Consider the following 24,268-nt stretch of genomic DNA (forward strand, 5'->3'; position numbering starts at 1 on the left):
TCTGTAACGGAACTGACTCGAAGAGTGACAAGGGCGCGTTCTCGGTGCACCGTTGTGCTGCACTGGGTGGCCGTGGGGTCCATTTCCTGTGCGGGGGAGTCATGACGCAATCGACTGCGTGCCCGGAATGCGGCAGCGGCACTGTGACGGGGGCCGCCTTCTGCCCCCATTGCGGCGCGGCCGTGGAGGCCGGTGCATCGTCCGCGACGGTTCCCGCGCCCGCCGGCCACCCGCCGACCGTGCCGTCCGCGGCCACCGAGTCCCTCACCACCCTCACCGCCGACCGCCGCATGGCCGTGCCGCGGTGGGGCGACGGTCGGGACGTGACCCGGTACATCTGCGCGGCCGCCTATCTGGACCGCGCCTACGCCAAATCGCTCATCAAACAGGTCGCCGCCGAACCCCACTTGGGAGTGGCGGCCGCCCCGGCGTGCGACGTCCCCGTGGCGCTCCGGCACGCCTACCTGGCCAATGCCCGCCGTCACGGCCGGGATCTCGTCCTCACCGTCCTCTTCCTGCTGTTCTTCGTCTTCCTCTTCTGGGTCGGCAATCCGGCCCTCACCCTGCTGGTGCTGATCGCCTCCTGGGTGACGCTGTTCTCCTTCGAGCTCTCGACGAAGTACGGCCGCCATCTGCAAAGCCTCCGCCCGGACCGGTTCGACCCCGCGGCCGCGCCACCGCCGCTCAACGAGGACATCGCGACGCGACTGCGCCAGATCGGCTCGTACGCCGCGGGGAACGTCACCACCTACAGCGGCTATTCACCGTTCATCGGCTACGGTTCCGAACTCGACTCGTGGTCCCTGACCTTCGACGTCACGACGTCGGGCCGGGCGGGTGTCACACCGCGCGACTTCGAGGTGACGGAGCTCTACGCCCACATCGCCGATCGGCTCGGCACGCTGGTCCTGCCCTGTCTGGAGGTCGAGGAGCGGCTCTTCGCCGACGGGGGGAGCCTCCTGAACGACACCCGCCTCCTGCCCGATCCGCTCGGCCGGCCGGTCGCCCGGATTCCCCTCGACCTGCTCGACGAGCTGAAGCGGACACCCGAGGAGGGGGCCCGCCCCTACCTGGCCGTCCACTCCACGGGCTGGGGCGGCGAGTTGGTCACCTCGCTCTTCCTGCGCTTCGTCCGTTCCGAATCCAGCCTCTTCGTGGAGGCGGTTCCGACGGTGCTGTTCCCGCTGCTCGACCGCTACCGGGTCATCGACACCCTCATGCCCCGCCCGCCCGTGCGCGAGCTCGCCAAGCTGCTCTCGGAGACACTGGTCAGCACCGTGTTCGTGCTGCTGGCCTCGCCCGCGCGGGCGGTCGCGGGATTCGCCCCCGACTACTGGATGTCGTGGCGTCTGCGCCGTCAGGAAAAGCTGATCACGCGGCTGCGCAGGTTCGACTACGGGGCGCTCCTGAGCGTGCGCCGGCAGGCGGCGTCCGGGGACCACCACCGCTACTTCCAGAAGGCCGACAGCGGGATGGTCCTGAAGACGGTCGAAAAGCGGGTCCTGGACGCCCTCGTCGAATTCGCCGAGGCACATGACATCGACGCGGGCGGCCTGATCCAGCGTCAGGAAATGATCATCAACAACGGCATCATCGCGGCCGACGGGGCGCGCGTGGAAGGCAGTTCGGTCGCCTCCGGCGACAGGTCGCGGATCTCCGTGCGCATGCTCAACAAGATCCCGCTGCTGAATCTGGACTGACCACCGAGAAGGGATGAGGCATCGGAATGCAGAGGAACAACGGCATCACCGCGACCGGCGGCTCGAACGTCGTCGGCAACGCCGTGGCCAGCGGCAGGAACGCGAAGGCCGAGGTGCGCAACAGCGGGCTCACGCAGTCCGACGGCGGGCGGCAGCCCTCGCCCCAGGAGATCGGCGACCTGCTCACCCGGCTGATCGACGAACTCGGCAGGTCCGAACACCCGGAACGCGACGACCTGATCGAGGCCGCGGAGGACGCCCGTGAGGAGGTCACGTCGGCAGAACCCCGCAAGGGCAAGCTGAAGTTGTTCGCCAGGGCGCTGGTGGGCGCGGTGCCGGGGTTCACGGCTCTGGCCTCCCTGGCAGTGACGATCGAAGAGGCGATCCGCGGACTGTAGGCGGGGGTCACACGAAGGTGCCGGGCTCCGAGGAGCCCTGAGGAACATGGGGGAGACGACCGTGCCGTCCTGCATCCACTGCGGTGCGCAAAGCGAGGATTCCACCGCGCACTCCTGCCCGAGTTGCGGCATGCCGCGCCAGGCCGGCGCGCCGGGTGGCACCGGTCAGGCCACCGGAACCACCGGCTACGGCTATGTCCGCGTAGGGTCCACCATCCTCCCGCAGTGGCTGTTGTGGCTGGTGGTGGCCCTGCTCGCGGTAGGCGGTGTCACCGCATACCTGCTCGTGGACTCGTCGGCCGACTCGTCCTCGTACTCGTCGTCGTACTCGTCCGCCGGGTCTTCGGAGGGGGCGGACGGCATCGTCCCCTCGCCCAGCCCGTCGCAGACGGACATCGACTCCGCACCGTCGACCTACGTCGATCCGCCGTCGCCGAGCTACATCGACACTCCCACCCCCTCGGAGACATCGCCGTCCCCCGACGACGGGACCGAGGTCGTGGAGGAGTACTACCGCGACATCAATGACGAGAACTTCTCGGCCGCCTGGGACCTCGGCGGCAAGAACATCGGCGGCTCCTCCTACTCACGGTGGGTCGCGGGCTTCAACACGACGGAGAGCATCGACCTCACCGCGGTGAACGCCGGGAGCCCCGGCCAGGTCCGCGCCGTCCTCCACGCGGTCCAGAGCGACGGCTCGGTGCAGGTGTTCCAGGGGACGTACACGGTGTCCGGCGGTGAGATCGTCAGCGCCGATATCAGTCGGTACTGAGCGGCCGTCTGCTTGTGCCGAACGGCTGCGGAGGTGCGTTCTGCCCGGCGAGTGCGCGCTCACGTCGGCCGTTCGGGGCCCACACCCTCGACCTCGAAGGTCACCTGGTCCTCGTAGCACCACCACCAGGCCTCACCGGGCTCGTAGGAGCGGATGAGCGGGTGGCCGGTGGCTTCGTAGTGGGCCGTGGCGTGCTTGTTCTTGGAGGAGTCGCAGCAGCCGATGTGTCCGCAGTTCTGGCACTCACGCAGGTGCACCCACTGGTCGCCCAGCGCGACACAGTCGGGACAGCTGTCAGGGCTGTCGGGGTTGACCACCGTCACCTGATCGAGGTGCTGACAGATCAGGCCGCCCGCCGTTCCGTCGCTGATAGCCATGGTGCCTCCTCACCGCACGCAGCCGATCTCTGGCGGCCCCCTGTGGCGCGTCCGCGGACGCCGTGGAACCACTCGGGGACGCTTGCCGCAGAGGTGCGGCAAGACGCTCTGCCGCAGGGGTACGGCAGAGCCGGGTCGGCCGGTGCCATCGTCGGGAGGGAAAGGGAGGGAAGGAAAGGGAAGGGTGTGATCTTGGTCCCGCCCGAGGCGGGTGCTCGGGCGTAGCCCGTCCTTGCCCGGCGGCGAGGCCGAGATCGATACCTCTACCCTCCCACTCGGCGGCACCCTGTCAAACGGTGGACCGGACCACCTCGATGTCCACCTCGGGCGCGCCCGCCGTGTCCACCTCAAGCGCGCCGGGCATTGCCCGTCGCTTCCACCGCGAACGGCGACGGATCTGCCGGCGTCGGGGGGGGGATCGGCCTGCCGAGGAGGGCCCAGGGTGCCCGGGTGGTCACTCAGCGACGTGGGCGTCGCACACATCCGCCACTCCACCCATCCGGACCCCGGCCGGCGACGAATGTACCGGGAGGACGTCCTGAACGCCGCGCTGCTCTCTCACCGGGCCGGCTGCCGTGCGATCGGAACGGAAGGAACGGAGCGATAGTGCAGAACCTGCGGATACGGTGCCCGGCCGTTGGACGCGTGCATCGTGGGATCGCCGTACAAGAGATCATGTACGTACTCCTCGCCGACCTTCCCGTCTCTCCAGTGGATTGGACACCCAGATGGCTTCCGCACCCCAAACCGGCACGCTGGTATCCGACTTCACCCTGCCCGGCGGTGTGCTGACCGGCGACCGTTTCGAGCGACGTGACTACGCCCTCTCCCTCCAGCGCGGCCGCCCCCTCGTCCTGGCCTTCTACCCGGGCGACGACACCAGCGTGTGCACCAAGCAGCTGTGTGCGTACTCCAGCGGCCTCGAACAGTTCCAGGACCAGGACGCGGAGGTCTGGGGCATCAGTCCCCAGGACGTCGACAGCCACGAGCGGTTCGCGCGGAAGTACGACCTGCGGATGCCCCTGCTCGCCGACACCGATCGCCGCGTCGCCCGCGCCTTCGGTGTCGCCGCCCCCGGCATCGGGCTGCGCAGGGCGGTGTTCCTCGTCGGGGCGGACGGGACCCTGCGCTGGAAGCACGTGGCGCTGCTCGGCGCCACGTTCCAGTCCCTCGACACGCTCGCCCGGCAGCTCGCGGATAGGGCGGCCACCTGATCCGGTGAGGGGGAGGGGTGCCCGCCCGCGCCGTCGGCTCGGCCGCTGACGCCGCGAAGAGCTGAGGCGGCGATCGACCCATCCGCTCCCGGGCGGGTTCCGCATACGGGTTATGAGCCCGCGACGACAGGAAGTCACCGGCGCGGCAGGGCCAGCTTCGACGGCATGGCCAAGGCCCAGGTCGCCACCGCCGCCTCGAACAACCCGGCCCTGTCCACGCTGGTGACACAAGCTCGCCGACGGCTCCTTCGACACCCTGGCGAAGAACGAGCTCACCACGTCCGGCGCCGGTGAGTCGTACATGGTCGACGACTCGGCGAAGGTCGTCTGCGGAAAGGTGCGGACCGCCAACGCCACCGTCCACGTCATCGAGTCCGTCCTGCTCCCCCAGAAGTAGCGGGCGACCGTCGTCGCGGCGGCTCCGCCGTGGCGACGATCGCGGCGCACCTCGCCTCAGGCTTGTGCGTTCATCGCCACGAGCAGCTTGCCGCGGGTGTGTTGCTGCACGAATTCGAGGTAGGCGCGCGGGCCGTCGTCCAGGCTGTAGCGCCGGCCGATGGCTGCGGGCAGCGTTCCGCCGGTCGCCCGTGCTGCCAGTTCGTCCAGGTCACCGGGTCGGGCCGCACTGTAGACGGTGTCCATGGTCAGGTCGTCCCGTTCGTGGGTGCCGGGCTCCGGGGCGGGATAGGTGGCGTTCATCAGCCGCCCGCCGCGGCGCACCACCTGGCTGACGTCGATCAGCCGGTCGGCGGGCAGGGCGAGGTTCACCACGGCGTCAACACCGTCGGGGTGGCGCCGTGACACCTCGGCGACCACATCGGCGCTGCGGTAGTCGATGACCTCGTCGGCGCCCAAGCGGCGCACATGGTCTTCGTCGGCGGCGCCTGCGGTGGCGATGACATGCGCCTTCGCCGCGGAGAGAAGGGGGACCACCACGCTGCCGACGCCTCCCGTCGCACCGATGACCAGTACGGTTTCGCCGGGCTGCGGCTGCCCCGCCCGTAGCAGCGGCAACGCGGTCAGGCCGGATATGGGCAGGGCGGCGGCTCGCTCGGCGTCGAGTGCCGGCGGACGGTGCGCCAGGGCAGGAGTGTCGGCATCGAGGACCGCGTACTCGGCCATCGCCCCCGAGGTCAGGGACAACGGACTGCAGAAGGCCGCGCCGAAGCGGCCGGTCGCACGGGGGAAGGCGGTCCCGAAGACGTGGTCGCCCACGGCGAAGCGGGTGACCCCCTCGCCGACCTCGGTGACGGTGCCGGCGAGGTCGCTGCCCGGCACGTGGGGGAATTCCAGGGGCGCCGCTTCCGCCATCCGGCCGCTGAGCAGGTCGAGATCGCAGCCGTTGAGCGCCGCTGCCTCCACGCGCACCTGGATCTGGCCGGGGTCGGGCCGGGGAATCCGGATGTCCTCGACGGCCAGCACCGCCGGGGAACCGTAGCTCCGGGCGACGACCGCCTTCATGGTCCCGTTGATCATCAATGCCTCGTTCCTCAAGGGCCCGCCGTGAGCGGCCACACCATAAGCGGACCGGCGGGTCAGGTTACGGCGCGACCGTAGCACGTAACCTGACCGAGCGGTCCGCTTGCGATAGGGTGCGGATGCCGGCAGGACACCACGAACTGGGGAGCAGATGACGACCACGCCACCGGGCCGGTTGCGGGCCGATGCCGCCCACAATCGGCGTGCGCTGCTGGATGCCGCCGCGGCGACGTTCGCCGAGCAGGGCATGGACGCCTCGATCGCGCAGATCGCGGCACGGGCCGGGATCGGCAAGGGCACGGTCTTCCGCCACTTCGCCACCAAGAGTCACCTGGTCGCCGCGATCCTCTGTGACCGGCTCGCCGCATTCACGGCCGTCGGTACGGGGTTGCTGGACGCCGCCGACCCGGAGGCCGCGCTGCTGGAGTTCATGACCACCGGTGTGGAGATGCAGGCTCGCGACCGCTGTTTCTGCGAGGCCGGGACCGGCATCGCCCACAGCGATCCCGAAGTTCGCGCCGCCGGTGACCGCCTGCTCGACACCGCGGAGGCGCTCGCCGACCGGGCACGGCGTCAGGGGAGCGTGCGAGCCGACATCACGGGGGAGGACATCATGCTGCTCTCCCGTGCCGCGTATCAGGCCGCCGCGCCCATGGGCGATGTCGCCCCCGACCTGTGGCGGCGCTATCTGCACGTGATCTTCGACGGATTGCGGCCCGAGGCGGCGCACCCACTGCCCCATCCGGCGCCGACCGGTGCCGAGTTCGCCGCCGCCATGGACGAGAGCGGGGCGAGCGGTGGCCCGTAGGCCCGGCGGCTCCTAAGGCTAAGCGGCGCCGGCCAGGCGCGTGCCTTCGGGGGGCTCACACGGGTCGTCGAGTACCCGGTCGACGAGGCTGAGCATCGACCGCTCGCCCAGCGTCGTTGCCTCCATGACCTGCGGGTCCGCGGAGCGTGAGCGGGCGTCAGGCGGTAAGGACGGTGTCTTCTCAGGCGCGACCGGGCCGCCGAGGCACCGGTCAAGACGGAGTCCCGCATCGACACTCCCAAGCCGTTCGCGAACGTCAAGGCCGGGACCGTGGTCGTGGCCGGGGTGGCGTGGGCCCGGCACAAGGGGATCGAGCGGGTCGGGGTCCGTGTCGACGGCGGGGCATGGCAGCGGGCCGGACCGGCCGCCGAGGGGCCGGTCGACACCTGGCGGCAGTGGTCGTGGGAAGGGCCGGCCACGTCGGGCACCCGCACCCTCGAGGTCCGGGCCACCGACCGCACCGGCTACACCCGGACCGACCAGGCGCCCGCCCCTCCCCGACGGCGCCTCCGGTTGGCATACGGTCGTGGTCACCGTGGCCTGATCCCGGGCAGCGCTCGCGGGCTCAGAGGGTGTGGTGCGGACGTCCGCGCGGTCGCCTCACGGGTTCGTCGGGCGCCGGGTGAGGAGTGTGGGGCATTCACCGCAATGGATGTTGCCTCCGGAGCGGAACGGGGGGAGGGGACAGAGGGTGCGCGAAGTTACCGATCCCTTGCTGGATCTCGTCCGATGGCACAGCGAGCCCGTCGTCGCCCAGACGCTCCGCTCGACCGTGGCCGCCGTGATCTCCTACGTCGTCGCCCTGCTGCTGAGCAGCGAACCGGCGCCGCTGACGGCACCCCTGACCGCCCTGCTCGTCGTCCAAGTCACCCTGTACACCACCCTCACCACCAGTGTGCGCAGGGTCAACGCCGTCGTCGTCGGGGTGGTCATCGCCATCGGCTTCAGCTCCCTGGTCGGTCTGACCTGGTGGAGCCTGGGGCTGATCATCCTCGCGTCGCTGGTCATCGGGCGTTTCGTCCGGGCGGGTGAGTTCGTGCCCGAGGTGGCGATCAGCGCGATGCTGGTGCTCGGGGTGACCACGACGCGGGTGGCCGCGACCGCCTGGGACCGGGTGTTGGAGACGCTGATCGGGGCGGTCGTCGGACTGCTCTTCAACATGCTGTTCGTGCCGCCCCTGTGGGTGCAGCCCGCCAGTGAGGCCATCGAGGGGCTGGCCGCCCGGATGAGACGGCTGCTGCTGAGTCTCGGCGACGAGGTGACGGGCCATACGCCCGTGGCGGAGGCGGCCGCCAGGCTGCACGAGGCGCGGCAGCTGGATCACGACATCGTGCAGGTGGACGCGGCGCTCCGGCAAGCGGAAGACAGCCTCCGGCTCAATCCCCGGGTCAAGGAGGGCCTGCTCTCCCGGGTCGTCCTGCGCACCGGGCTGGACACCTTGGAGATCTCCGCGGTGGTGCTCCGTACGGTGTGCCGCACCCTGACCGACCTGGCCAAGGCGCGGATCGACGAGCCGCTCTTCCCACCGGCCCTCGGCACCGCCCTGCGGGAGCTGTTCCGGCACATGGCCCGCGCGGTCGAGAGCTTCGCGGTCCTCATCACCACACAGGTCAGCGCCAACGCGGAGGAGGCCGAGGAACGGCTCGGCGAGGAACTCGCCGCCAGCCGCCAGAGCCGCGAGATCGTCGCGCACCTGCTCCTCGACGGGGTGCAGGAGCATCCGCGGCAATGGCAGCTGCACGGTGCGCTGCTGGCCGAGATCGACCGGATCCTGGACGAGCTGGACGTGACGAAACGGTCCGAGCGGCTCGTGGAGGAGCTCAACCGCCAGGCCCGCGAGCAGCGGGAGAAGTACCCGATGGTGGACAAGCTGCGGGGCCGGCTGCGCCTGGGACGGCCGGGGCGCCGCACCACGGAAGCGGCGCGCTAGACAACTGCCGCCCCGCCCGGCCGGGTGCACCCTCGCCCCACGGACCACGCCCCTGTCCCGGCCATGGCCCCGGCACGGCCGGTGTCAGAGCCGTGTCAGCCCCATGTCAGGACCGTCGGCCATCGTGGCCGTCATCACCGCCACGAAAGGAACACCGATGAGCCGAACGGTTCCCGTCCCGCAGGGCCTCCCCATGGAGCGCGATGCGGGCCCCTTCGACCCGCCCCGCGCCATCACCCGGCTGCGCGAGGCCCGGCCGGTCAGCCCTCTGGTCTTCCCCGACGGTCACGAGGGCTGGCTCGTCACCGGCTACGAGGCGGTCCGCCGGCTCATGGCCGACACCCGCTTCAGCTCCCGCCAGGACATCGGCGTGCTCCACGTGCCGTACGAGATCCCCGGCATGCCCGTCGCGACCGAACCCTCCCCGCAGGTGCCGGGCCTGTTCATCGCCATGGACCCGCCGGACCACACCCGGCTGCGGCGCAGGCTCACCGGCGCCTTCACCGTCAAGCGCATGAAGATGCTCGAGGAGCACATCCACGACATCGTCGAGCGGCAACTCGACGCGATGGCGCGCCTCGCCCCGCCGGTCGACCTGGTCAAGGAGTTCGCGCTGCCGGTGCCCTCGCTGGTCATCTGCGAAATGCTCGGCGTGCCCTACGGCGACCGGGAGACCTTCCAGGTCAACTCCGCCAAGTTCCTGGTCAAGGACCAGCCGCTCGACGAGAAGATGGCCGCGTACGGCGCGCTCACCACGTACCTCGCCGAACTGGTCACGCGCAAACGCGCCACCCCCGGCGAGGACATCCTGTCCGACCTGGCCCGCCAGGACGACCTGAGCGTCGAGGAGCTGACCGGCATCGCCTTCCTGCTGCTGCTCGCGGGCCACGAGACCACCGCCAACATGCTGGCGCTGGGCACCTTCGCGCTCCTGGAGCACCCCGACCAGCTGGCCGAACTCCGCGCGGACCCGGAGCTGCTGCCCGGCGCCGTGGAGGAGATCATGCGCTACCTGTCCGTGGCCGACATCTTCTACCGCTACGCCACGGAGGACATCGAGCTCGGCGGGGAGACGATCGGCAAGGGATCGACCGTCGTCGTCTCACTGCTGGCCGCCAACCGCGACCCCCGGCGCTTCGACAACCCCGACACCCTGGACGTCCACCGCACGGCCCGCGGCCACCTCTCCTTCGGCCACGGTGTCCACCAGTGCCTCGGCCAGCAACTGGCCCGTATCGAGATGCGCGCCGGATTCGACGGACTGCTGCGCCGCTTCCCGACCCTCGAACTCGCCCTCCCCGCCCACGAGGTGAAGCTCAGGACCGACATGAACATCTACGGCGTCCACGAGCTGCCGGTCACCTGGACGGAAGCGGTCCGGTAGAGCCGTTCCCGAGCACCGGCGAAACCGGTGCCGGTGCCGGGCTGCTGGACGTATGCGGGCGGTCGCCGCGCTCAAGGAGCGAGCGCGGCCTCGACCAGCCGGGACCAAGGGGTCCGGGCCCCCTCCCGGGCCGCCTCGGCGAACCGCGCTTCGCCGAGATGGCGGCGGGCGGCCTGCTCGATACGCGCCACGTCCGGGTGGGAGCGGTCCTGCAGCCCGCGCACGCCCGCGCTCGCGGCGAGCAGCCGCGCGGCCTGCTCGTGCTCGTCGCGCCGCTGTGCCAGGTCCGCGACCCCGACGAGCACCAGCGCGATCAGCGGCGCATGTCCCGCCTCGGACGCCGCCTTGCAGGCCGCGGCGCGGTGCGCCCGGGCCTCGTCGAGGTCGTCGGCGAGGTAGCCGAGCAGGTCGTGGGCCACCGCGCGGATGTCCGCGCGCCCCGCTTCGTCGCCCAATACAGCCGTTGCGACGCCGAGTTGGTGGTGTGCCTCCTCGGCATCGCCGCGCCACCGGGCGAGTTCGGCCTTCGTGAGGGCCAGCTCGGCCAGCGCGTCCGGCCAGGTGACCCGCTTCGCGCACTGCTCGGCCTCGGCGAGGGCGGCCGCGCCCGCGTCCTCGTCGCCCAGCAGCCAGTAGAGCTGCGCCTGCCGGGACCGCATGCGGATGACGTCCTCGGTGGCACCGACCTCGGTGACGGCCGCGATCGCCTGCTCGTAGTGCGCGCACGCGCGGGCGAACTCGCCGCGCACGGCGATCCGGTCCGCCAGCTCCGTCAGCGCGAACCAGATCCCGAACCGCTCGCCGAGCGCCCGGAACTCGGCGAGTGCCCGCTCCAGATGCGCGTCCGCCTCGCATCCGTCGTGGCCGAGCGCGATCCGCATCTTGCCCAGGTGCAGCCGGGCCAGCGCACGCGCCCAGGGGTCCGCGTCCGCCAGCAGCGTTTCGAAGGCGGGCAGGACCGCGTCCGGCGCCCGGAGCATGCGTTCCAGCGGGGCCACGAACCCCATCAACGGGTGGCTGCCGCGGCTGTTCCGGCTGAACCGGTACGCCTTGTGGATCCACTCCGCTGCCTGGTGTGCGTCGCCCCGCCCGGAGTTCACGAACATCGAGACCAGGGCGTACGACGTGGCCCGGGCCTCGTCGGTCACCTCGCCGGGGATCCTGGTGGCCGCGAGGATCAGCTCCATGCCCTCGGTCTTGTGCCCGCTGAGCCACCAGTACCAGCCGGCGCCCGCCGCGAGCCGCATCGCCGCCTGCGCCTCGCCCGCCGCGAGCGCGCCACGCATCGCCGAACCGATGTTGTCGTGCTCGGCCCCGAGCACGGTCAGCCACTCCAACTGTTCGGCGCGGCGCAGACGCGGCTCCGCGGTCTCGGCCAGCTCGGTGAAGTGGGCGAGATGAGCCCGGCGCGCCCGGTCCGCTTCCCCCGCCTCCGCGAGCCGTTGCCCGGCGTACTCCTTGATCGTGCCGAGCATGCGGTAGCGCGGGGCGCCGTCTCCCTCGGCGCGCAGCAGCGACTTCTCGGTCAGCGCGGTGAGCAGATCCAGCACCTGTTCCTGCTCGACCGCGTCGCCCGCACAGACCCGCTCGGCCGCCTCCAGACCCGCCCCGCCGGAGAACACCGCCAGCCTGCGCAGGACCGCCCGCTCGGCGTCGGTGAGCAACTCCCAGCTCCAGTCGATCACCGCGCGCAGCGTCCGGTGCCGCGGCAGCGCGGTGCGGCTGCCACTGGTCAGCAGGCGGAACCGGTCGTCGAGCCGGTCGGCCAGCTGGTCGAGGGACATGGTGCGCAACCGGGCCGCGGCCAGTTCGATCGCCAGGGGCATCCCGTCCAGCGCCCGGCAGACACGGACCAAGGTCGCCGACGTGGGGGCGTCGGCCGCGAGGTCCCGGCGCACCGCTCGGGCCCGGTCGCGCAGCAGTTGGACGGCGGGTGCGGAGGCGATCTCGTCCGGACCCGCGTCCCCCGCGGGCAGGGCCAGCGGCTCGACCGGCCACAGCGCCTCCCCGGTGATCCCGAGCGGTTCCCGGCTCGTCGCCAGGATCCGCAGCCGCCGGCACTCCCCGAGCACCCGGTCGGCGAACACCGCGGCGGACTCGATCACATGCTCGCAGTTGTCCAGGATCAGCAGCGCCTCCCGCTCGCGGATCGCGGCGATGAGCCGGTCCGTCAGCTCCGCGCCGGGCGCCCCGCCGAGCAGGGCGTCCCGGAGACCGAGACCGGTGAGCGCCGCCTGCGCCACGTCGCCGTCCGCGCCGATGGCGGCCAGCTCCACCAGCCAGGCCCCGTCCGGCAGTTCGCCGACCAGCGTGCGCGCGGTCTCCGTTGCCAGTCTCGTCTTCCCCGCGCCGCCCGGTCCGAGCACGGTGGTGAGCCGGTGTTCGGCTATCAGCTCGCGGACCGCGGCGACATCGCCGCTCCTGCCGACGAAGGTCGTCAGCTCGGTGCGCAGGTTCGTCCTGCGGTCCTCCTCCGGTCGGCCCAACTCGCCCCGCAGCAGTGCGAGATGCAGCGCGGCCAGCTCCGGCGACGGGTCGACACCCAGCTCGCCGGCCAGGGCCTCCCTCGTGCGCTGGTACACCAGCAGCGCCTCGCTGTCGCGGCCGGCCGCGACGAGGGCACGCATCAGCGCGGCGACGAGCCGTTCCCGCAGTGGATGCGCGGCCACCAGGTCGGAGAGCTCCGTGACCATCTGCGCACCGCGCCCGAGGGTGACCTCCGCGTCGACCCGCTCCTCCATGGCGGTCAGGCGCAGCCCCTCGAACCGGCCGGCCGCGGCGTCGCACGCGGCACTGTCCTGCAGCCCGACGTCCTGCAGGGCCGCACCGCGCCACAGCCCGAGGGCCTCGCGCAGCAGCCGCACCCGCCGAGAGGTGTCCTCGGTGCAGCCCTGGCCCGCAGTGACGAGGCGCTCGAACCGCACGGCGTCCACGGCGTCCGGCTCGACCCGCAACCGGTAGCCGTCCGTCCGCCCCTCGACCACCCCGTCCGGCAGCGCCTTGCGCAGCCGGGACACCAAGCGTTGCAGGGCGTTCGTCACCTCGGCCGGCGGGTGCTCTCCCCAGATCCAGTCGACGAGCGACGCCTTCGGGACCACCTGACCCGGCTTGAGCGCGAGGGCGACCAGCAGTCCGCGCAACCGCGCGCCCGGCACGTCGGCCACCCGGCCGTCGTCCCCCCGCACCTCCAATGGACCCAGCATCCCGATCTGCACCCGCTGATTTTGCCATGGGTGTGCGGCAGGCCCTCAGGCGCTGACGGGAGGCGAGCCGTGGCGGATCATGAGCGGTAGGCCGCTGCCTGGAGGGTGAACATCTCGGCGTAGGCGCCCCCGAGTTCCATCAGCGCGCGGTGGGAGCCGGACTCGGTGATCCGACCGCCGTCGAAGACGTAGATCCGGTCGCACTCGACCACCGAGGCGAGCCGGTGCGAGATGAGCACCGTGATCTGGCCCGGCCTGCGCTTGCCGCGCAGAACCGCCTGGTAGACCTCGTGTTCGGCCTTGGGGTCCATGCTCGCGGTCGGTTCGTCCAGCAGCAGTACGGGCGCGTTCTTGTACAGACCGCGGGCGACGGCGATCTTCGCCCACTGCCCGGCCGACAGTTCCTGACCGCCGCGGAACCGCTTGGACAGCACCGCCTCCCACGTTCCCGGCAGGCCCGCGATCACCCGGTCCGCACCGGAAGCCACCGCGGCTTCCCGGGCCCGCTGCGGGTCCGCCTCGGTGAGCGTGCCCCGCGAGATGGTCAGATTCGCCAACGCACTGAACGGGAAGTGCACCGGATCCTGCAGCACGGTGGCGACCCGCGCCTGCAGCGACTCGGCGTCCATGTCCCGTACGTCCGTCCCGTCCCAGCGCACCGTGCCCCGGCCCGCCTCGTACAGCCCGGCGATCAGACGTGAACAGGTGCTCTTCCCCGAGCCGTTGACGCCGACGAACGCGACGGTCTCGCCGCCGCGCAAGGTCATGGAGACGTCGCGCAGCGCCGGTGTCTCCTTGCCCGGATAGGTGAAGCCGACGTCCTCCAGCGTGAGGGTGGTGACCTCGGTCGGAGCGGCCACGCCGCACCGGCGGGGCTGCAGACCGCGGCAGCGTTCCTGGAACCGCAGGAGGTCGTCGACCCACATGGCGTGCTCGTAGACCAGATGGGCCACGTCCACGAAGCCGGTCAGCGCGGTCTGTCCGGTCTGGATCGCCAGCACCGCGCCCGCCCCCGCGGCGAGGGGAAGCCATCCGGCGATCAGCATGGCACCCAGCGCGACGTAGGTGACGCCGGTCCCGACTCCGCCCAGGGCCCGGCCGCCCAGCGTCAGCACCGCGGAACTCACCCCGAGGTGGGTGTCCTCTTCGGCGATCCGGTCGGTCAGCCGGCGGTGCTCGTCCAAGATGGCGTTCTGGGCGGTGTCGGAGCGCAGTTCCGCGGCGGCGTCCCGCTCCAGCAGCAGCCAGGAGAAGACCCGCACCCGCCGCTGGAGGGCGTTCCACCGCTTGAAGCTGTGGAACCGGGCGCGCGCCGTCCGTACCGCCGCCGCACCCACCGGCAGGACCGACAGCAGGAGCAACGGGAGAAGAGCGGGGTGCAGGGAGGCGAGCACCCCGGCAGTGCCGATCAGCCCGAGAAGCTCGGAGGCCAGCGACACGACCTGGCCGACGATCTGCCGCGCGTAGAACAGACCGCGGTCGGAGGCGCGGTAGGCGTCGTCGTGCCAGTCGGCATCGTCGACGACCTCAAGGCGCACATGAGCGGTCAGCCGGAGGAAGTCGCACTCCAGCGCCGTGCGGATCTTCGGGGTCACCCGAGCCTGTGCGACGGCGACCCCCGCTTCGAGGAGCGCTCGTGCCGACAGGAATCCCACCACGAGCAGGATCTGCGGTACGGCGTGGCGAATCTTGTCCGGAGTCGCGCCCCGGCCGAACAGCTCATGGAGCACGGCCACCGACGCCACCAGCCCGAAGGCCGACATCGCCGCCGAGACCAACTGCAGCACCACGACCGCCGCGGTGGCCGCCCGGTCGGCCTGCCACGCCAGCCGGCCGATCTGCCGCACGATCCGCGGCAGCCGCGCCAGGACCTCGCCGACCGTCGACTGGGCGGCGGCGCCGTCATAGACGGACCAGTACGCCTCCTCCAGCTCGTCGGTGATGTCACCGTCGCCCGGACCCACGGGCACCGTCGCCGGCGGGAGGCCCAGCGCCTCGCGGCGGGGCCCCGGCACACCGGCTCGCACGGTCGGCGACGGGGAGGTCTCGCCGTCCGGCGCACTCATGCCCACCACCGCGCGCCCGGTCGCGAGGCGGGGCGGCGGAGACGGAACGTCGAGGCGTCAAGCGCATGCCCCGGGCGCTCCGCCGAACGGCATCCGGGCGGCCGTTGTTCGAGTCCGGGAGGGACCTTCGCGCGGACGGGGACGGCGTGCATGGCAGCTCCGGAAGGGCCGGTGAGGGGTACAGGTGCTCTAGAGAACGGCCCGGTGTGCTCCCCGTAACGGGTGACCGAGGGGCAGATCGTGAACTGATGTCCTGGCGCCCGGTGGAAGGCGGGTGTGGACTCGGCGGTCGCCCTTCGCGGGGACTCGAACGTCGAGCGTCACCCCTTCGTGGGATTGCGGGGTGCTGCGTACGGTACGGGCCTGCGGCATATGCGGACGTCGGGGGCGGGTTTCGGCCGCGGGAAAGCGGCAACCTGTTTGTCATGTCCAGACACGTGCGTAACGGCAGAAGCGAAGCAGCAAAGGTCATCGTCGTCATCGCGGACCTCACCGCGGTGATCCTCGGTCTGTGGATCCTGTTCGCCCTCCTCGACGCAAACCGCGCCAATGACCTGGTCAGTTGGGTGCAAGCCGCTGCCGCCTGGCTGGCCGGCTGGTCACACGACCTGTTCACCATGGACACGGACTGGGTGCGCACCGTCCTGAACTACGGGCTGCCCGCCGTGGTCTACGTACTCCTGGGGCATTTCGTCGCCGGCCGTCTCCGGCGCGCCTGATGAGGTGAGGGGTCTTCCCGCCCGGCAGGCTGACACCATGGCGTGCAGCGGCACGGGGATCGGAAGGTGACCGGGTGGAGGGCGACGGCGCGGGCTTCGAGGCGGCCGACGGCAACGGCCGCCCGCCGGCCGAGACCGCGCCGGGGAGGGCCACGGCCGTCCAGGCCGCGTTCAACGGGTTGCTGCAGATCCGGCGCCTGATGAACGAAGGCGCGGCCGATCCTCTGGCGGTGCCGGCGGATTGGGAACGCCACCACGTGGTGCGTGCCGTCGCGCTGGCCCTGGAGGCGGCAGGGATCACCCCGTCGGCCGCCGATGAGGAGGGGCAGCGCGTGGCGACGGGGTACTGCGTGCGCGCGGCCGAAGCACCGGGAGCGGCGCGGGTCGAGTGGCTGGGGCCGGCCGGCAGCGGCGCCGCCTACGCCGAACAGGAGGCGCTGCGGCACTGCGCAGCGGTGCTGCGCCGGCTGGGATGGGAAGCGCTGGAGTACCGCGGCCCGCGCCGCCGCCGCTACCTCGAAGTCGAACCGCCCGGCCGGGGCCTGCCCGAGAGGCCCGGCGGGCGGTGACGCTCGCGCCCTGAACCGAACCGGCCCGATTCCCCTTCCACGAAGGGACGTCGGACACCCTGCCGGCAGTCCGCGGGGCCCTTGGTGTCAGGTGTCGCAGTGGCCGGTCCCGGTGGTGCAGCTGTGGCCGGCGCAGTGGCAGATCCGGTTCACGGCGCGTGCCGGGGCAACGGCTGGTGTGCCCCAGCCGCCCCTGCTCCCTCCGCCACGGGCTCCTGCGAAGCGACTCGGGCCAGATGTCCGACGGCCGCGTCCGCCAAGGCGCGGAGCGCCGGGTGCCAGGGTCGGTCCGACGGCCCGGTCAGTACGAGGCGGCGCGAAGTCTGGGGTGCCACCGGCAGCAGGACCAGGTCGGACGGGATCAGGGAACGGGACACCTCGGACAGGACGGTCACGCCGATACCCGCCTGCACCATGCTGATCAGGGTCGCCAGGTCCCGTACCCGGTGAGTGGGGGAGAAGCGCAGTCCGGCCAGGCCGTGGAGCGTACGGATGCGGGCCTCGCAGCCGTTGGGCGAGATCAGGAACTGGTCGTCCTCCAGGTCGCGGAGGTCGACGAGCGGTTCGTCCGCCAAAGGGTGGTCCCGGGGCAGCAGCGCCCGGTAGGCGTCGTCGGCGAGCTGGACACCGGGGCCGGGCGGCGGGTCGATCAGGACCGCGGCATCGGTCGTGCCGTCCTCCAGCCAGCCCGCGATCTCGGCGCTGTCGCCCTCGAAGACCCGCACCGTGATCCGTGGCTGCTCCTCGCGCCAGTGCCGGAGCAGGCCGGGGACCAGCCCCTGGCAGACGGTCGGTGTGGCGGCCAGCCGTACGGTGCCGGTCGTCGTCCCGGTGGCGTCGGCCGCGATCCGCTCCACGGACCGGGCCGCCGACAGCGCGAGACGGGCGTGCGGCAGGACCCGCGCGCCGAGCGCCGTGGTCCGCGCCGGGGTGGCGCGCACCAGCAGCGGGGCGGCCAACTCGCGCTCCAGGGCGGCGACGGCGTGCGACACCGCTGATTGGCTCATGCCCAGTTCGGCGGCGGCCGCACTGAAGCCGCCCGCGTCGACGACGGCGAGGAACGCCCTCAACTGGGGAAGGTTGACGGTCATGCGAGGGCCTCATGGGTCTATGACATGTATGCGTTGGATCTATGGTGCCAGGTTGGCGAGGCTTGATCCGTGCCGCCGGGTCCGGCGGCCGACACACTCCAGCACGAGCCGAGGAGAGCCATGCCGTATTTCCGGGTCACCGTCCCCGACCCCGACCTCCCCGCCGACGTCCAGAGCGCCCTCGCCGAGGGGCTGACACGGCTGGCGGTCTCGGTCCTGCAGAAATCCAGCGCGCGCACCATCGTCCACATCAACCTGGTTCCGGCCGGCAGCTACTTCGTGGACGGCAGGCCCCTGGCCGGCACCCGCGATGCGCATGTGGAGGCCAGCATCACCATGGGCACGAACAGTGCCGCGGAGAAGGCCGCTTTCCTCGCCAGGGCCGGTGACCTGCTGTCGGACCTCCTCGGCCCGCTGCCCCGGGCGGGTGTCGCGCTCCACGAACTCCACCCCGAGAGCTACGGCTACAACGGAGTGACCCAGTTCGACTTCTACCGCCGCGCCGGGGACGCACCGGCTGCTGCCCTCACCACCCGCTGAGCGTCCCGCTCCCGGCCCCGCCCCCGCCTACGCCTCGCGACCGGGCCCCGCACGCCCTGCGCCCCGGTCAGCCCGATGCTCCCAGCGCGCGGGCCAGGGCGGGGACGTCGTCGGCGACGAGGTCCACCCCGGCGGGCGGACCGACGCGCTCGCTGTCCGGCCCCCACTCCAGCGGGCGGGGGATGTAGGCGGTACGGAGCCCTGCCGCGGCGGCCGCTTCGAGGTCGTCGGGGTGGCAGGCCACCATGAGGAGCCGTCGCGGCTCCACTTCGAGCAGTTCGGCGGCCATGCGGTAGACGCGGCAGTCGGGCTTGTACGACGTGGCCAGCTCGGCCGACAGGATGCAGTCGAAGCGCAGCCCCGCCTGTTTGGTGAGGCGCGCGAGCAGGCCGACCCCGCCGTTGGACAGCGTCGCGGTGACCACCCGGGTGGTGTGCAGCAGCTCCAGGCCGGGGGCGGCGTCGGGCCAGGGGCGCAGACGGTGCCAGGCCCGCACGAGCGCATCCCGTTCGGCCCCGCCGAGGTCGTCGAGTCCGTGCTCGGCCAGGGTCTCGTCGAGCATGAGCCGGTGCAGATCGTCCAGCGGGCGCCAGGGCAGCTCTCCGCTCAACAACCGTGCCAGCACCGGGCGGTAGCGTCGCCGCCAGGCGTCGGCGATGGTCGGCCAGTCGGCCTCCAGACCGGCCCGGCCGCCGATGTCGGCCAGCGTGTCGGTCACGCCGGACCGCCAGTCGGTCAGCGTCCCGAAAACATCGAACACGGCAGCATCAACGTCCATACGGCATCCCCCGACCCTTCGACGTGCCCTCCGGATTCACCGATGTGGTGCGCTTTCGATCATGCCGCAATTCGGCGGCTCAGGTGCCCGACTCAGGCACGCGATGGCAGCGTTCTTGTGAACGCGCCTGACGGAGCCGTCAGGCGCTGCCCTGATCCCAGGAGCGCCGGTACGCGATCTGTTCCTCGTTCAGGGTGTTGATGCCGACGCACAGTGTCCGGAGTTTGAGGTGTGCCACGTGGTCGTCGATGTGCGCGGGCAGGGCGTGCACCCGGTGGCCCATGTGGGCGGCGTACCGGACGAGGTACTCGCACCGGCCGCGGCGCGCAGGGCCGGCACGTCGATCCCGACGTCGACGTGACCGGGGTTGCACACGATGGCGTCGTCGGGCACCGGGGCGGGCAGCCGGGCGAAGTGCTCCGCCCGGAGGACGTTCTTGTTGCTGGTGACCGTGGTGAAGAGGTCGCCGAGCTCGGCGGCGCGGTCCATCTCCATGACCCGGTATCCGTTGCGCGGGTTGAACCTGGTGCCGGGGTGGAGACGGCGGAACGACCTCATCGCCGTTGTGACCTGCGGAGGTGCGCGCGGTGGCCTGCCACCGCTGGACCGTTGTCCGCCGACGGCGTGCCGGCGGTCGGATGTCGGCCGCCGGTCGTCGACTGCCGGCGGACCACGGTCGGTGCGGGCCGAAGCCCGCAGTCAGCGCAGGCAGAGCCCGCAGCCAGTGCGGGCTCTGCCTGCTCCGCGGTCAGCCCTTGCCGAGCAGCTCGTTCATCCGGGCGATCTCCGCGCTCTGGGTCCTGATGATGTCCGCGGCCAGCGTCTTCGCCCGGCCGAAGGCGCCCTTGTCCTGTTCGGTGCCGGCCATTTTCACCGCGCCCCGGTGATGCCCGACCATCATCTCCAGGAACGACCGGTCGAAGTCCTTGCCGGACTTCTTCCCGAGCGCGGCCATCTCCTCCATGCCCTTCATACCGGGCATGGAGGAGTGGGCGGAGTGGTCCATGCCGGGCATCTCCGCGGGCACCGGCTCGTGCCAGGCCGACAGCCACCCGGACAGGGTCCTGATCTCCGGGGCCTGGGCCTTCTTGATCTTGTCGGCGAACTCCTTGACCTGCGGAGAAGAGGCCCGGGTGGCGGCCAGGTCGGCCATCTCCACGGCCTGCCGGTGGTGCGGGATCATGCCCTTGGCGAAGGCCACGTCGGCAGCGTTGTGGCCACCGGACGGGACCCGTGCGCTCGGCGAGGCGGCGGGCTTCGCGGGGGAGCCGTCGCCGGAGTGGCTGCCGCTGTTGTTGCTGCCGCAGGCGGCCAGCGCCAGTGCGCAGACGGCAGTTGCCGCGACGAGGGGGACGCGGTGGGCGAGGGGACGGATGGGCTTCACGGTGAACTCCTGAAGACGTGCGGTATCGGAACATGCCGGACGACGACGCCACCCCGCAGCGGGGCGTGCCGTCGGGCGTTCCTAGATCCGCAGAAGTTGGAGTTCGGCCAGAGAGGGAGGCGCCCGCCCGCCGTCCCGGCCCTTCGACCCGCCTGCGTCCGCCTCGGATTCGGGCTCGGCGGGGCGGACGGGGGAGGGCACCAGGGCCGGGGGAGCCGGCGCCGCTTCGAGCGCCCCGGACGCGCAGGCCGTATCGGCGTGATGGAGTTTCCCGCCGCTTCCGCAGTGTCCCGCTCCGTGGCAGTGCGCGTGGGCGGTGGCCATCGCGGCCGTGCGGTGTTCGTGCGGGGGAGGGGCCGAGGTGACGGCGGGGGCGAGGGCGTGCATGCCCAGCAGGCCGGCCAGCAGCACGAGTACGAACAGCGCACGACACCGCCGGGCGGGCGGTGTCGGAGCGTACGGTCGGCGGGGCAGCACGCCCCCATCGTAGGCAACGGCCCGAGAGGGCGGCGCGGCAGCCCGGCCCGACGCGCGCACAGCGCAGGACGGCGTCCCGGCAACCGGTTGCCGGGACGCCGTACCCAAGGGGGGACTGCTACTTCACGTTGACGCCCGTCCATGCGGCGCCGACGGCCTTGTACTCGGCGCTCGTCGTGCCGTACAGAGCCCCCGCCGCCTTCAGGGTCGCGGCGCGCGCGGCCTTGTAGTTGGTGGTGGAGGTCATGTACGTGGTGAGGGCCTTGTACCAGATCTTCTCGGCCTTGGCCCGGCCGATCCCGGTGACCTTGGAGCCGTCGGAGGTCGGGCTGTTGTAGCGGACGCCGTTGATGGTCTTGGCGCCGCTGCCCTCGGACAGCAGGTAGAAGAAGTGGTTGGCGACACCGGACGAGTAGTGCACGTCCTTGTTGCCCACGCCGCTGGACCAGTAGTCGGCCGACGCCCCGTCCTTGGACGGCTTGTCCATGTAGCGCAGCGGGGTGCCGTCGCCGTTGATGTCGATCTTCTCGCCGATGAGGTAGTCGCCCGGGTCCGAGGCGTTCTTGGCGTAGAACTCGGCCGACGTGCCGAAGATGTCGGACGTGGCCTCGTTGAGACCGCCCGACTCGCCGCTGTAGTTGAGCCCCGCCGTGGCGGCGGTGACACCGTGGCTCATCTCGTGGGCGGCCACGTCGAGGGAGGTGAGCGGGTGCGCGTTCCCTTCGCCGTCACCGTAGGTCATGCAGAAGCAGCTGTCGTCCCAGAAGGCGTTGACGTAGTTGCTGCCGTAGTGGACGCGGGAGTAGGCACCCTTGCCGTCGCCGCGGATGCCGCTGCGGCCGAAGGTGTTCTTGTAGAAGTCCCAGGTGACGGCCGCCCCGTAGTGCGCGTCGACGCCGGCGGTCTGGCGCCCGCCGCCCCACACGTCGTCCGCGTCGGTGAAGAGCGTTCCGGTGCCCGACGTGTTCTGCTTGAGGTCGTAGGTCTTGTGGCCGCCGCGGGCGCCGTCGGTCAGTTGGTAGGTCGATCCGCTCTTGGTGGTGGTGAGCGTGACCTTGCCGCTGTAGGTGCTGGTGCCGGAGCCGGTCTCGATCGCCTCGTTCTGGAACAGCTTCCGGCCGGTGGCCGCGTCGGTGACGACGTGCAGTTCGCTGGGCGTGCCGTCCTTCTGGACGCCGGTGACGACGGTTTCGTACGCGAGCACCGGCTTGCCCGTGGCGGCCCAGATCACCTTGCGGGGCGCGGAGGAGGCGCTGGTTTTGGTGTCCTTCTTCGCCGCGGCAGCGCTGAGCGCGCTCTTCTTCGCGGCGGAGGGGGCGAGCGCGGCGGACGTGGTGGCCACGGATATCCGCGCGTCGGTCGCCTTGGTGACGCTGCGGGTCCCGTTCGCGGCCTCGTGGACCACCAGGTCGCCGCCGAGGACCGGCAGTCCCTCGTAGGTGCGCTCGTACCGGGTGTGCACCGTGCCGTCCGCGTCCTTGACGACATCACGCACGACGAGCTTCTCCGCCGCGCCGAGGCCGATCTTCGCGGCGGTGGCGGAGGCGTGGTGCTGGGCATCCACGAGTGCGGATGCCCGCTGCGCGCTGGACAGTTGGACCGCCGAAGCGCCGGTCGCACGGTCCGGCTGTGCGCTGGCCGAACCGGCCTGGACGCCGACGGCGACCATCGCGGCGGAGGCGACCAGGGCGGCAGCGCGCAGGGTGTTCTTGCGGGGGGTGGACGAGATCCGTCTCAACTCGGTCTCCCTTGTGAGGGCCGCGGCGTCACGGCCCAAGATGCGGCCGGGCAGCCGAGGGGTGGATGCCCGGTGGAGCAGAAGAGTGAATCGAGGGGAGCGTGCCAGGAGTTGACGCCTTTTGACAGATGTTCAACACAGAAGAAACAACAATTTCACCAATGGCAATGCTTTGTGATGTCTTTCGAGGCATTTGCGGCCATGGGGCGGGTGTGGCGGGGGTGTTGGCGACGGTGAGGGGAGGGGCGGCCGGCAGGAGCGCACCTCCCCTCCGGGGTCAGCAGGCGCCCAGGTCGCGCCAGACCCCCGAGCCGCCGGTGGAGGGTGTCTCGCCCTGCGTCCACCACTTCGCCTGCCAGGTATGGCCGTTGTACGAGGCGGTGTCGCCGCCCACATAGACCGTCCCGGCGCTGTAGGCGGGGGCGGTGCAGCTGCCGGGCGGGGTGGTGGGCGGCGTGGTGGGAGTGGTGGCGCCGGCGAACTTCACCGAGTACTTGGTGAAGTCGTATGCACCCTGCGGAACGCTGCTGCAGGTGCCGGACGTCCTGCCGTTGTTGTCCGGCGGGGAACACTGCCGGTCCCGGTTGACGGACCAGTTCGTGAAGCGCGCCATGCGGTGCGCGGTCGCGAAGTCCAACACCGTCTGGAAGTCCGCCTGGGTGAAGTACTCGCCGGTGTCGCTGCGCCCGTTCATCTGCGAGATGCCCTCATGGGCGTACGCGGTGGCTTCGTCCCAGCCGAAGGTGGACCGCAGGAGGGAGTTGAACGTGGTCAGGGCGGCGGTCTGGGAGGCCGCGCCGTTGAAGCCGCCGTCGAAGGGCATGATGGAGAAGTTGTCCGGGGTGAAGGACTGGGCCCTGGCCTCCTCGAGCATCTGCTTGCCGAACCAGCCGGTGCCGTCGGCGGTACCGGCCGTGGTGACGGAGAGGTAGATACCGGGGTTCTTCTGCTGGAGGATCTTGGCGGCCCCGATCTCGTTGTGGATGGCGGCGGCGTTCTCGTACTCCGGCTCCTCCAGGTCGAAGTCGAGGGCCTTGAGGCCGTACTTGTCGACGACCTGCTGGTATGCGGCAGCCGTCGCCTCCGGGGTGGCGCAGGTCTGTCCGAGCTTGGTGCCGCCGTACCCGCCGGCGGAGGCGGAGACGTCTCCCCCCTTCGCGCGGATCGCGGCGATCACGCCGGCCACCGCGGTGTCCGAGCCGACCGGGTGGGTCCCGCCCCACGTCGGCGCGCAGCCACCGCCGTTCGGGGCCAGGACGAAGGCGAGCTGGAACGCCTTGAGTCCGGTGGCGTCCATCACCGATGCGGCGTCCGGCGGGTCGTTGTCCAGCGGCATGAGGTAGGGCGCCGCGGCGTACCAGTTGCCGCCCAGGGACTGCGGGGTCGCGGCGGCCCTGCCGTCGTCGCCGGCGAGAGCCGTGCCGGCGGCGGCGAGTGCGAGGCAGGCCGCCGAGAGGACGGCGGCGAGAGTTCTGACATGACGAGGTGGCACATGCCCTCCCACGGAGCGAAGTTGGTCCAGACCAATTGCCCATAGAGTGACCGCTCGTCATGAGCGCGTCAACGCTTGGGGCCGGACGGATGCCGGTGCTCAACTCCAAGTGGGGACGCCGGTGCCTGTTCCGTCGGCCGTCTTCGGTG

Annotated in this window: 22 protein-coding genes and 1 pseudogene; 12 read left to right on the plus strand and 11 right to left on the minus strand. The window is 71.4% G+C overall.

What is annotated here, in order from left to right; genetic code table 11:
* Nucleotides 1-101 precede the first annotated feature (101 nt).
* From AB0411_RS17045 to AB0411_RS17055, 3 genes are read left to right on the plus strand one after another with little or no spacing between them, the layout of a single operon-like run.
* Nucleotides 102-1,700 carry a zinc ribbon domain-containing protein gene (locus AB0411_RS17045; RefSeq protein ID WP_366418092.1) on the plus strand — a complete coding sequence of 533 codons (1,599 nt, stop codon included), beginning with the start codon at nt 102-104 and terminating at the stop codon, nt 1,698-1,700.
* Between the two features lie 26 nt (nt 1,701-1,726).
* Complete coding sequence (locus tag AB0411_RS17050) at nt 1,727-2,098, plus strand: hypothetical protein (RefSeq protein ID WP_366418093.1); 372 nt, start codon at nt 1,727-1,729, stop codon at nt 2,096-2,098.
* Between the two features lie 46 nt (nt 2,099-2,144).
* Nucleotides 2,145-2,870, plus strand: coding sequence for a hypothetical protein (locus AB0411_RS17055; RefSeq protein WP_366418094.1), 726 nt, complete (start codon nt 2,145-2,147; stop codon nt 2,868-2,870).
* Between the two features lie 59 nt (nt 2,871-2,929).
* Here the strand turns inward: AB0411_RS17055 and AB0411_RS17060 are convergent, their stop codons facing one another.
* Nucleotides 2,930-3,247, minus strand: coding sequence for a UBP-type zinc finger domain-containing protein (locus AB0411_RS17060; RefSeq protein WP_366418095.1), 318 nt, complete (start codon nt 3,245-3,247; stop codon nt 2,930-2,932).
* A 728-nt stretch (nt 3,248-3,975) separates the two neighbouring features.
* On the opposite strand from AB0411_RS17060, the gene AB0411_RS17065 reads away from it, so the two are divergent.
* Together AB0411_RS17065 and AB0411_RS38125 are read left to right on the plus strand one after the other, a co-directional pair.
* A complete protein-coding gene (locus AB0411_RS17065) occupies nt 3,976-4,461 on the plus strand; it encodes a peroxiredoxin (RefSeq protein ID WP_366418096.1) in 486 nt (161 codons plus the stop codon).
* Nucleotides 4,462-4,762: 301 nt separating this feature from the next.
* Nucleotides 4,763-4,858, plus strand: a complete 96-nt coding sequence (locus AB0411_RS38125) for a hypothetical protein (protein ID WP_437042326.1) — start codon at nt 4,763-4,765, stop codon at nt 4,856-4,858.
* Between the two features lie 56 nt (nt 4,859-4,914).
* On the opposite strand, the gene AB0411_RS17075 is transcribed toward AB0411_RS38125, so the two are convergent.
* On the minus strand, nt 4,915-5,937 hold the full coding sequence (locus AB0411_RS17075; protein ID WP_366418097.1) for an NADP-dependent oxidoreductase: 1,023 nt from the start codon (nt 5,935-5,937) through the stop codon (nt 4,915-4,917).
* A 154-nt stretch (nt 5,938-6,091) separates the two neighbouring features.
* Between AB0411_RS17075 and AB0411_RS17080 the strand changes: the two genes are divergently transcribed.
* The 4 genes and pseudogenes from AB0411_RS17080 (at nt 6,092) to AB0411_RS17095 (ending at nt 10,062) form a co-directional block, all read left to right on the plus strand.
* Nucleotides 6,092-6,748 (plus strand): TetR/AcrR family transcriptional regulator, encoded by a 657-nt coding sequence (locus tag AB0411_RS17080; protein WP_366418098.1) that lies wholly within the window; start codon nt 6,092-6,094, stop codon nt 6,746-6,748.
* A gap of 180 nt (nt 6,749-6,928) precedes the next feature.
* Nucleotides 6,929-7,292: pseudogene (locus AB0411_RS17085) on the plus strand (molybdopterin-binding oxidoreductase); the annotation flags it as partial.
* Nucleotides 7,293-7,439: 147 nt separating this feature from the next.
* Nucleotides 7,440-8,678, plus strand: coding sequence for an FUSC family protein (locus AB0411_RS17090; RefSeq protein ID WP_366418099.1), 1,239 nt, complete (start codon nt 7,440-7,442; stop codon nt 8,676-8,678).
* Between the two features lie 157 nt (nt 8,679-8,835).
* On the plus strand, nt 8,836-10,062 hold the full coding sequence (locus tag AB0411_RS17095; RefSeq protein WP_366418100.1) for a cytochrome P450: 1,227 nt from the start codon (nt 8,836-8,838) through the stop codon (nt 10,060-10,062).
* A gap of 71 nt (nt 10,063-10,133) precedes the next feature.
* Here the strand turns inward: AB0411_RS17095 and AB0411_RS17100 are convergent, their stop codons facing one another.
* Together AB0411_RS17100 and AB0411_RS17105 are read right to left on the minus strand one after the other, a co-directional pair.
* Nucleotides 10,134-13,277: a BTAD domain-containing putative transcriptional regulator gene (locus AB0411_RS17100; protein WP_366418101.1), complete on the minus strand. Its 3,144-nt coding sequence runs from the start codon at nt 13,275-13,277 to the stop codon at nt 10,134-10,136.
* 65 nt (nt 13,278-13,342) lie between these two features.
* Entirely contained in the window at nt 13,343-15,331 is a 1,989-nt protein-coding gene (locus AB0411_RS17105) for an ABC transporter ATP-binding protein (RefSeq protein ID WP_366418102.1), read from the minus strand.
* 425 nt (nt 15,332-15,756) lie between these two features.
* On the opposite strand from AB0411_RS17105, the gene AB0411_RS17110 reads away from it, so the two are divergent.
* The gene (locus AB0411_RS17110) at nt 15,757-16,050 is read left to right on the plus strand and encodes a hypothetical protein (RefSeq protein ID WP_366418103.1); all 294 of its coding nucleotides are present in this window, start codon (nt 15,757-15,759) and stop codon (nt 16,048-16,050) included.
* A gap of 74 nt (nt 16,051-16,124) precedes the next feature.
* On the plus strand, nt 16,125-16,619 hold the full coding sequence (locus AB0411_RS17115; protein WP_366418104.1) for a hypothetical protein: 495 nt from the start codon (nt 16,125-16,127) through the stop codon (nt 16,617-16,619).
* Between the two features lie 149 nt (nt 16,620-16,768).
* Here AB0411_RS17115 and AB0411_RS17120 read toward each other — a convergent pair whose 3' ends face one another.
* Nucleotides 16,769-17,710, minus strand: coding sequence for a LysR family transcriptional regulator (locus AB0411_RS17120; protein WP_366418105.1), 942 nt, complete (start codon nt 17,708-17,710; stop codon nt 16,769-16,771).
* A 120-nt stretch (nt 17,711-17,830) separates the two neighbouring features.
* Here AB0411_RS17120 and AB0411_RS17125 point away from each other — a divergent pair, with 120 nt between their 5' ends.
* The gene (locus AB0411_RS17125; protein ID WP_366418106.1) at nt 17,831-18,250 is read left to right on the plus strand and encodes a tautomerase family protein; all 420 of its coding nucleotides are present in this window, start codon (nt 17,831-17,833) and stop codon (nt 18,248-18,250) included.
* A 67-nt stretch (nt 18,251-18,317) separates the two neighbouring features.
* Here the strand turns inward: AB0411_RS17125 and AB0411_RS17130 are convergent, their stop codons facing one another.
* The 6 genes from AB0411_RS17130 to AB0411_RS17155 form a co-directional block, all read right to left on the minus strand.
* On the minus strand, nt 18,318-19,028 hold the full coding sequence (locus AB0411_RS17130; protein ID WP_366418107.1) for a haloacid dehalogenase type II: 711 nt from the start codon (nt 19,026-19,028) through the stop codon (nt 18,318-18,320).
* 189 nt (nt 19,029-19,217) lie between these two features.
* Nucleotides 19,218-19,586: a hypothetical protein gene (locus AB0411_RS17135; protein WP_366418108.1), complete on the minus strand. Its 369-nt coding sequence runs from the start codon at nt 19,584-19,586 to the stop codon at nt 19,218-19,220.
* A gap of 190 nt (nt 19,587-19,776) precedes the next feature.
* Nucleotides 19,777-20,412, minus strand: a complete 636-nt coding sequence (locus AB0411_RS17140) for a DUF305 domain-containing protein (RefSeq protein ID WP_366418109.1) — start codon at nt 20,410-20,412, stop codon at nt 19,777-19,779.
* Nucleotides 20,413-20,493: 81 nt separating this feature from the next.
* Nucleotides 20,494-20,889, minus strand: coding sequence for a DUF6153 family protein (locus AB0411_RS17145; RefSeq protein WP_366418110.1), 396 nt, complete (start codon nt 20,887-20,889; stop codon nt 20,494-20,496).
* Nucleotides 20,890-21,007: 118 nt separating this feature from the next.
* Nucleotides 21,008-22,627, minus strand: coding sequence for a M4 family metallopeptidase (locus tag AB0411_RS17150; protein ID WP_366418111.1), 1,620 nt, complete (start codon nt 22,625-22,627; stop codon nt 21,008-21,010).
* 277 nt (nt 22,628-22,904) lie between these two features.
* Complete coding sequence (locus AB0411_RS17155; RefSeq protein ID WP_366418112.1) at nt 22,905-24,119, minus strand: chitinase; 1,215 nt, start codon at nt 24,117-24,119, stop codon at nt 22,905-22,907.
* Nucleotides 24,120-24,268 lie beyond the last annotated feature (149 nt).

The sequence above is a fragment of the Streptomyces angustmyceticus genome, assembly GCF_040701845.1.
GTDB lineage: Bacteria > Actinomycetota > Actinomycetes > Streptomycetales > Streptomycetaceae > Streptomyces > Streptomyces angustmyceticus_A.

Excerpts from the sequence above, each read along its gene's own strand:
- AB0411_RS17080 (WP_366418098.1), top strand. The coding sequence starts at position 6,092 with ATGACGACCACGCCACCGGGCCGGTTGCGGGCCGATGCCGCCCACAAT.
- AB0411_RS17130 (WP_366418107.1), bottom strand. The coding sequence starts at position 19,028 with ATGGACGTTGATGCTGCCGTGTTCGATGTTTTCGGGACGCTGACCGAC.
- AB0411_RS17055 (WP_366418094.1), top strand. The coding sequence starts at position 2,145 with ATGGGGGAGACGACCGTGCCGTCCTGCATCCACTGCGGTGCGCAAAGC.
- AB0411_RS17095 (WP_366418100.1), top strand. The coding sequence starts at position 8,836 with ATGAGCCGAACGGTTCCCGTCCCGCAGGGCCTCCCCATGGAGCGCGAT.
- AB0411_RS17110 (WP_366418103.1), top strand. The coding sequence starts at position 15,757 with ATGTCCAGACACGTGCGTAACGGCAGAAGCGAAGCAGCAAAGGTCATC.
- AB0411_RS17065 (WP_366418096.1), top strand. The coding sequence starts at position 3,976 with ATGGCTTCCGCACCCCAAACCGGCACGCTGGTATCCGACTTCACCCTG.
- AB0411_RS17075 (WP_366418097.1), bottom strand. The coding sequence starts at position 5,937 with ATGATCAACGGGACCATGAAGGCGGTCGTCGCCCGGAGCTACGGTTCC.
- AB0411_RS17105 (WP_366418102.1), bottom strand. The coding sequence starts at position 15,331 with ATGAGTGCGCCGGACGGCGAGACCTCCCCGTCGCCGACCGTGCGAGCC.
- AB0411_RS17135 (WP_366418108.1), bottom strand. The coding sequence starts at position 19,586 with ATGAGGTCGTTCCGCCGTCTCCACCCCGGCACCAGGTTCAACCCGCGC.
- AB0411_RS17125 (WP_366418106.1), top strand. The coding sequence starts at position 17,831 with ATGCCGTATTTCCGGGTCACCGTCCCCGACCCCGACCTCCCCGCCGAC.
- AB0411_RS17060 (WP_366418095.1), bottom strand. The coding sequence starts at position 3,247 with ATGGCTATCAGCGACGGAACGGCGGGCGGCCTGATCTGTCAGCACCTC.
- AB0411_RS17120 (WP_366418105.1), bottom strand. The coding sequence starts at position 17,710 with ATGACCGTCAACCTTCCCCAGTTGAGGGCGTTCCTCGCCGTCGTCGAC.
- AB0411_RS38125 (WP_437042326.1), top strand. The coding sequence starts at position 4,763 with ATGGTCGACGACTCGGCGAAGGTCGTCTGCGGAAAGGTGCGGACCGCC.
- AB0411_RS17045 (WP_366418092.1), top strand. The coding sequence starts at position 102 with ATGACGCAATCGACTGCGTGCCCGGAATGCGGCAGCGGCACTGTGACG.
- AB0411_RS17050 (WP_366418093.1), top strand. The coding sequence starts at position 1,727 with ATGCAGAGGAACAACGGCATCACCGCGACCGGCGGCTCGAACGTCGTC.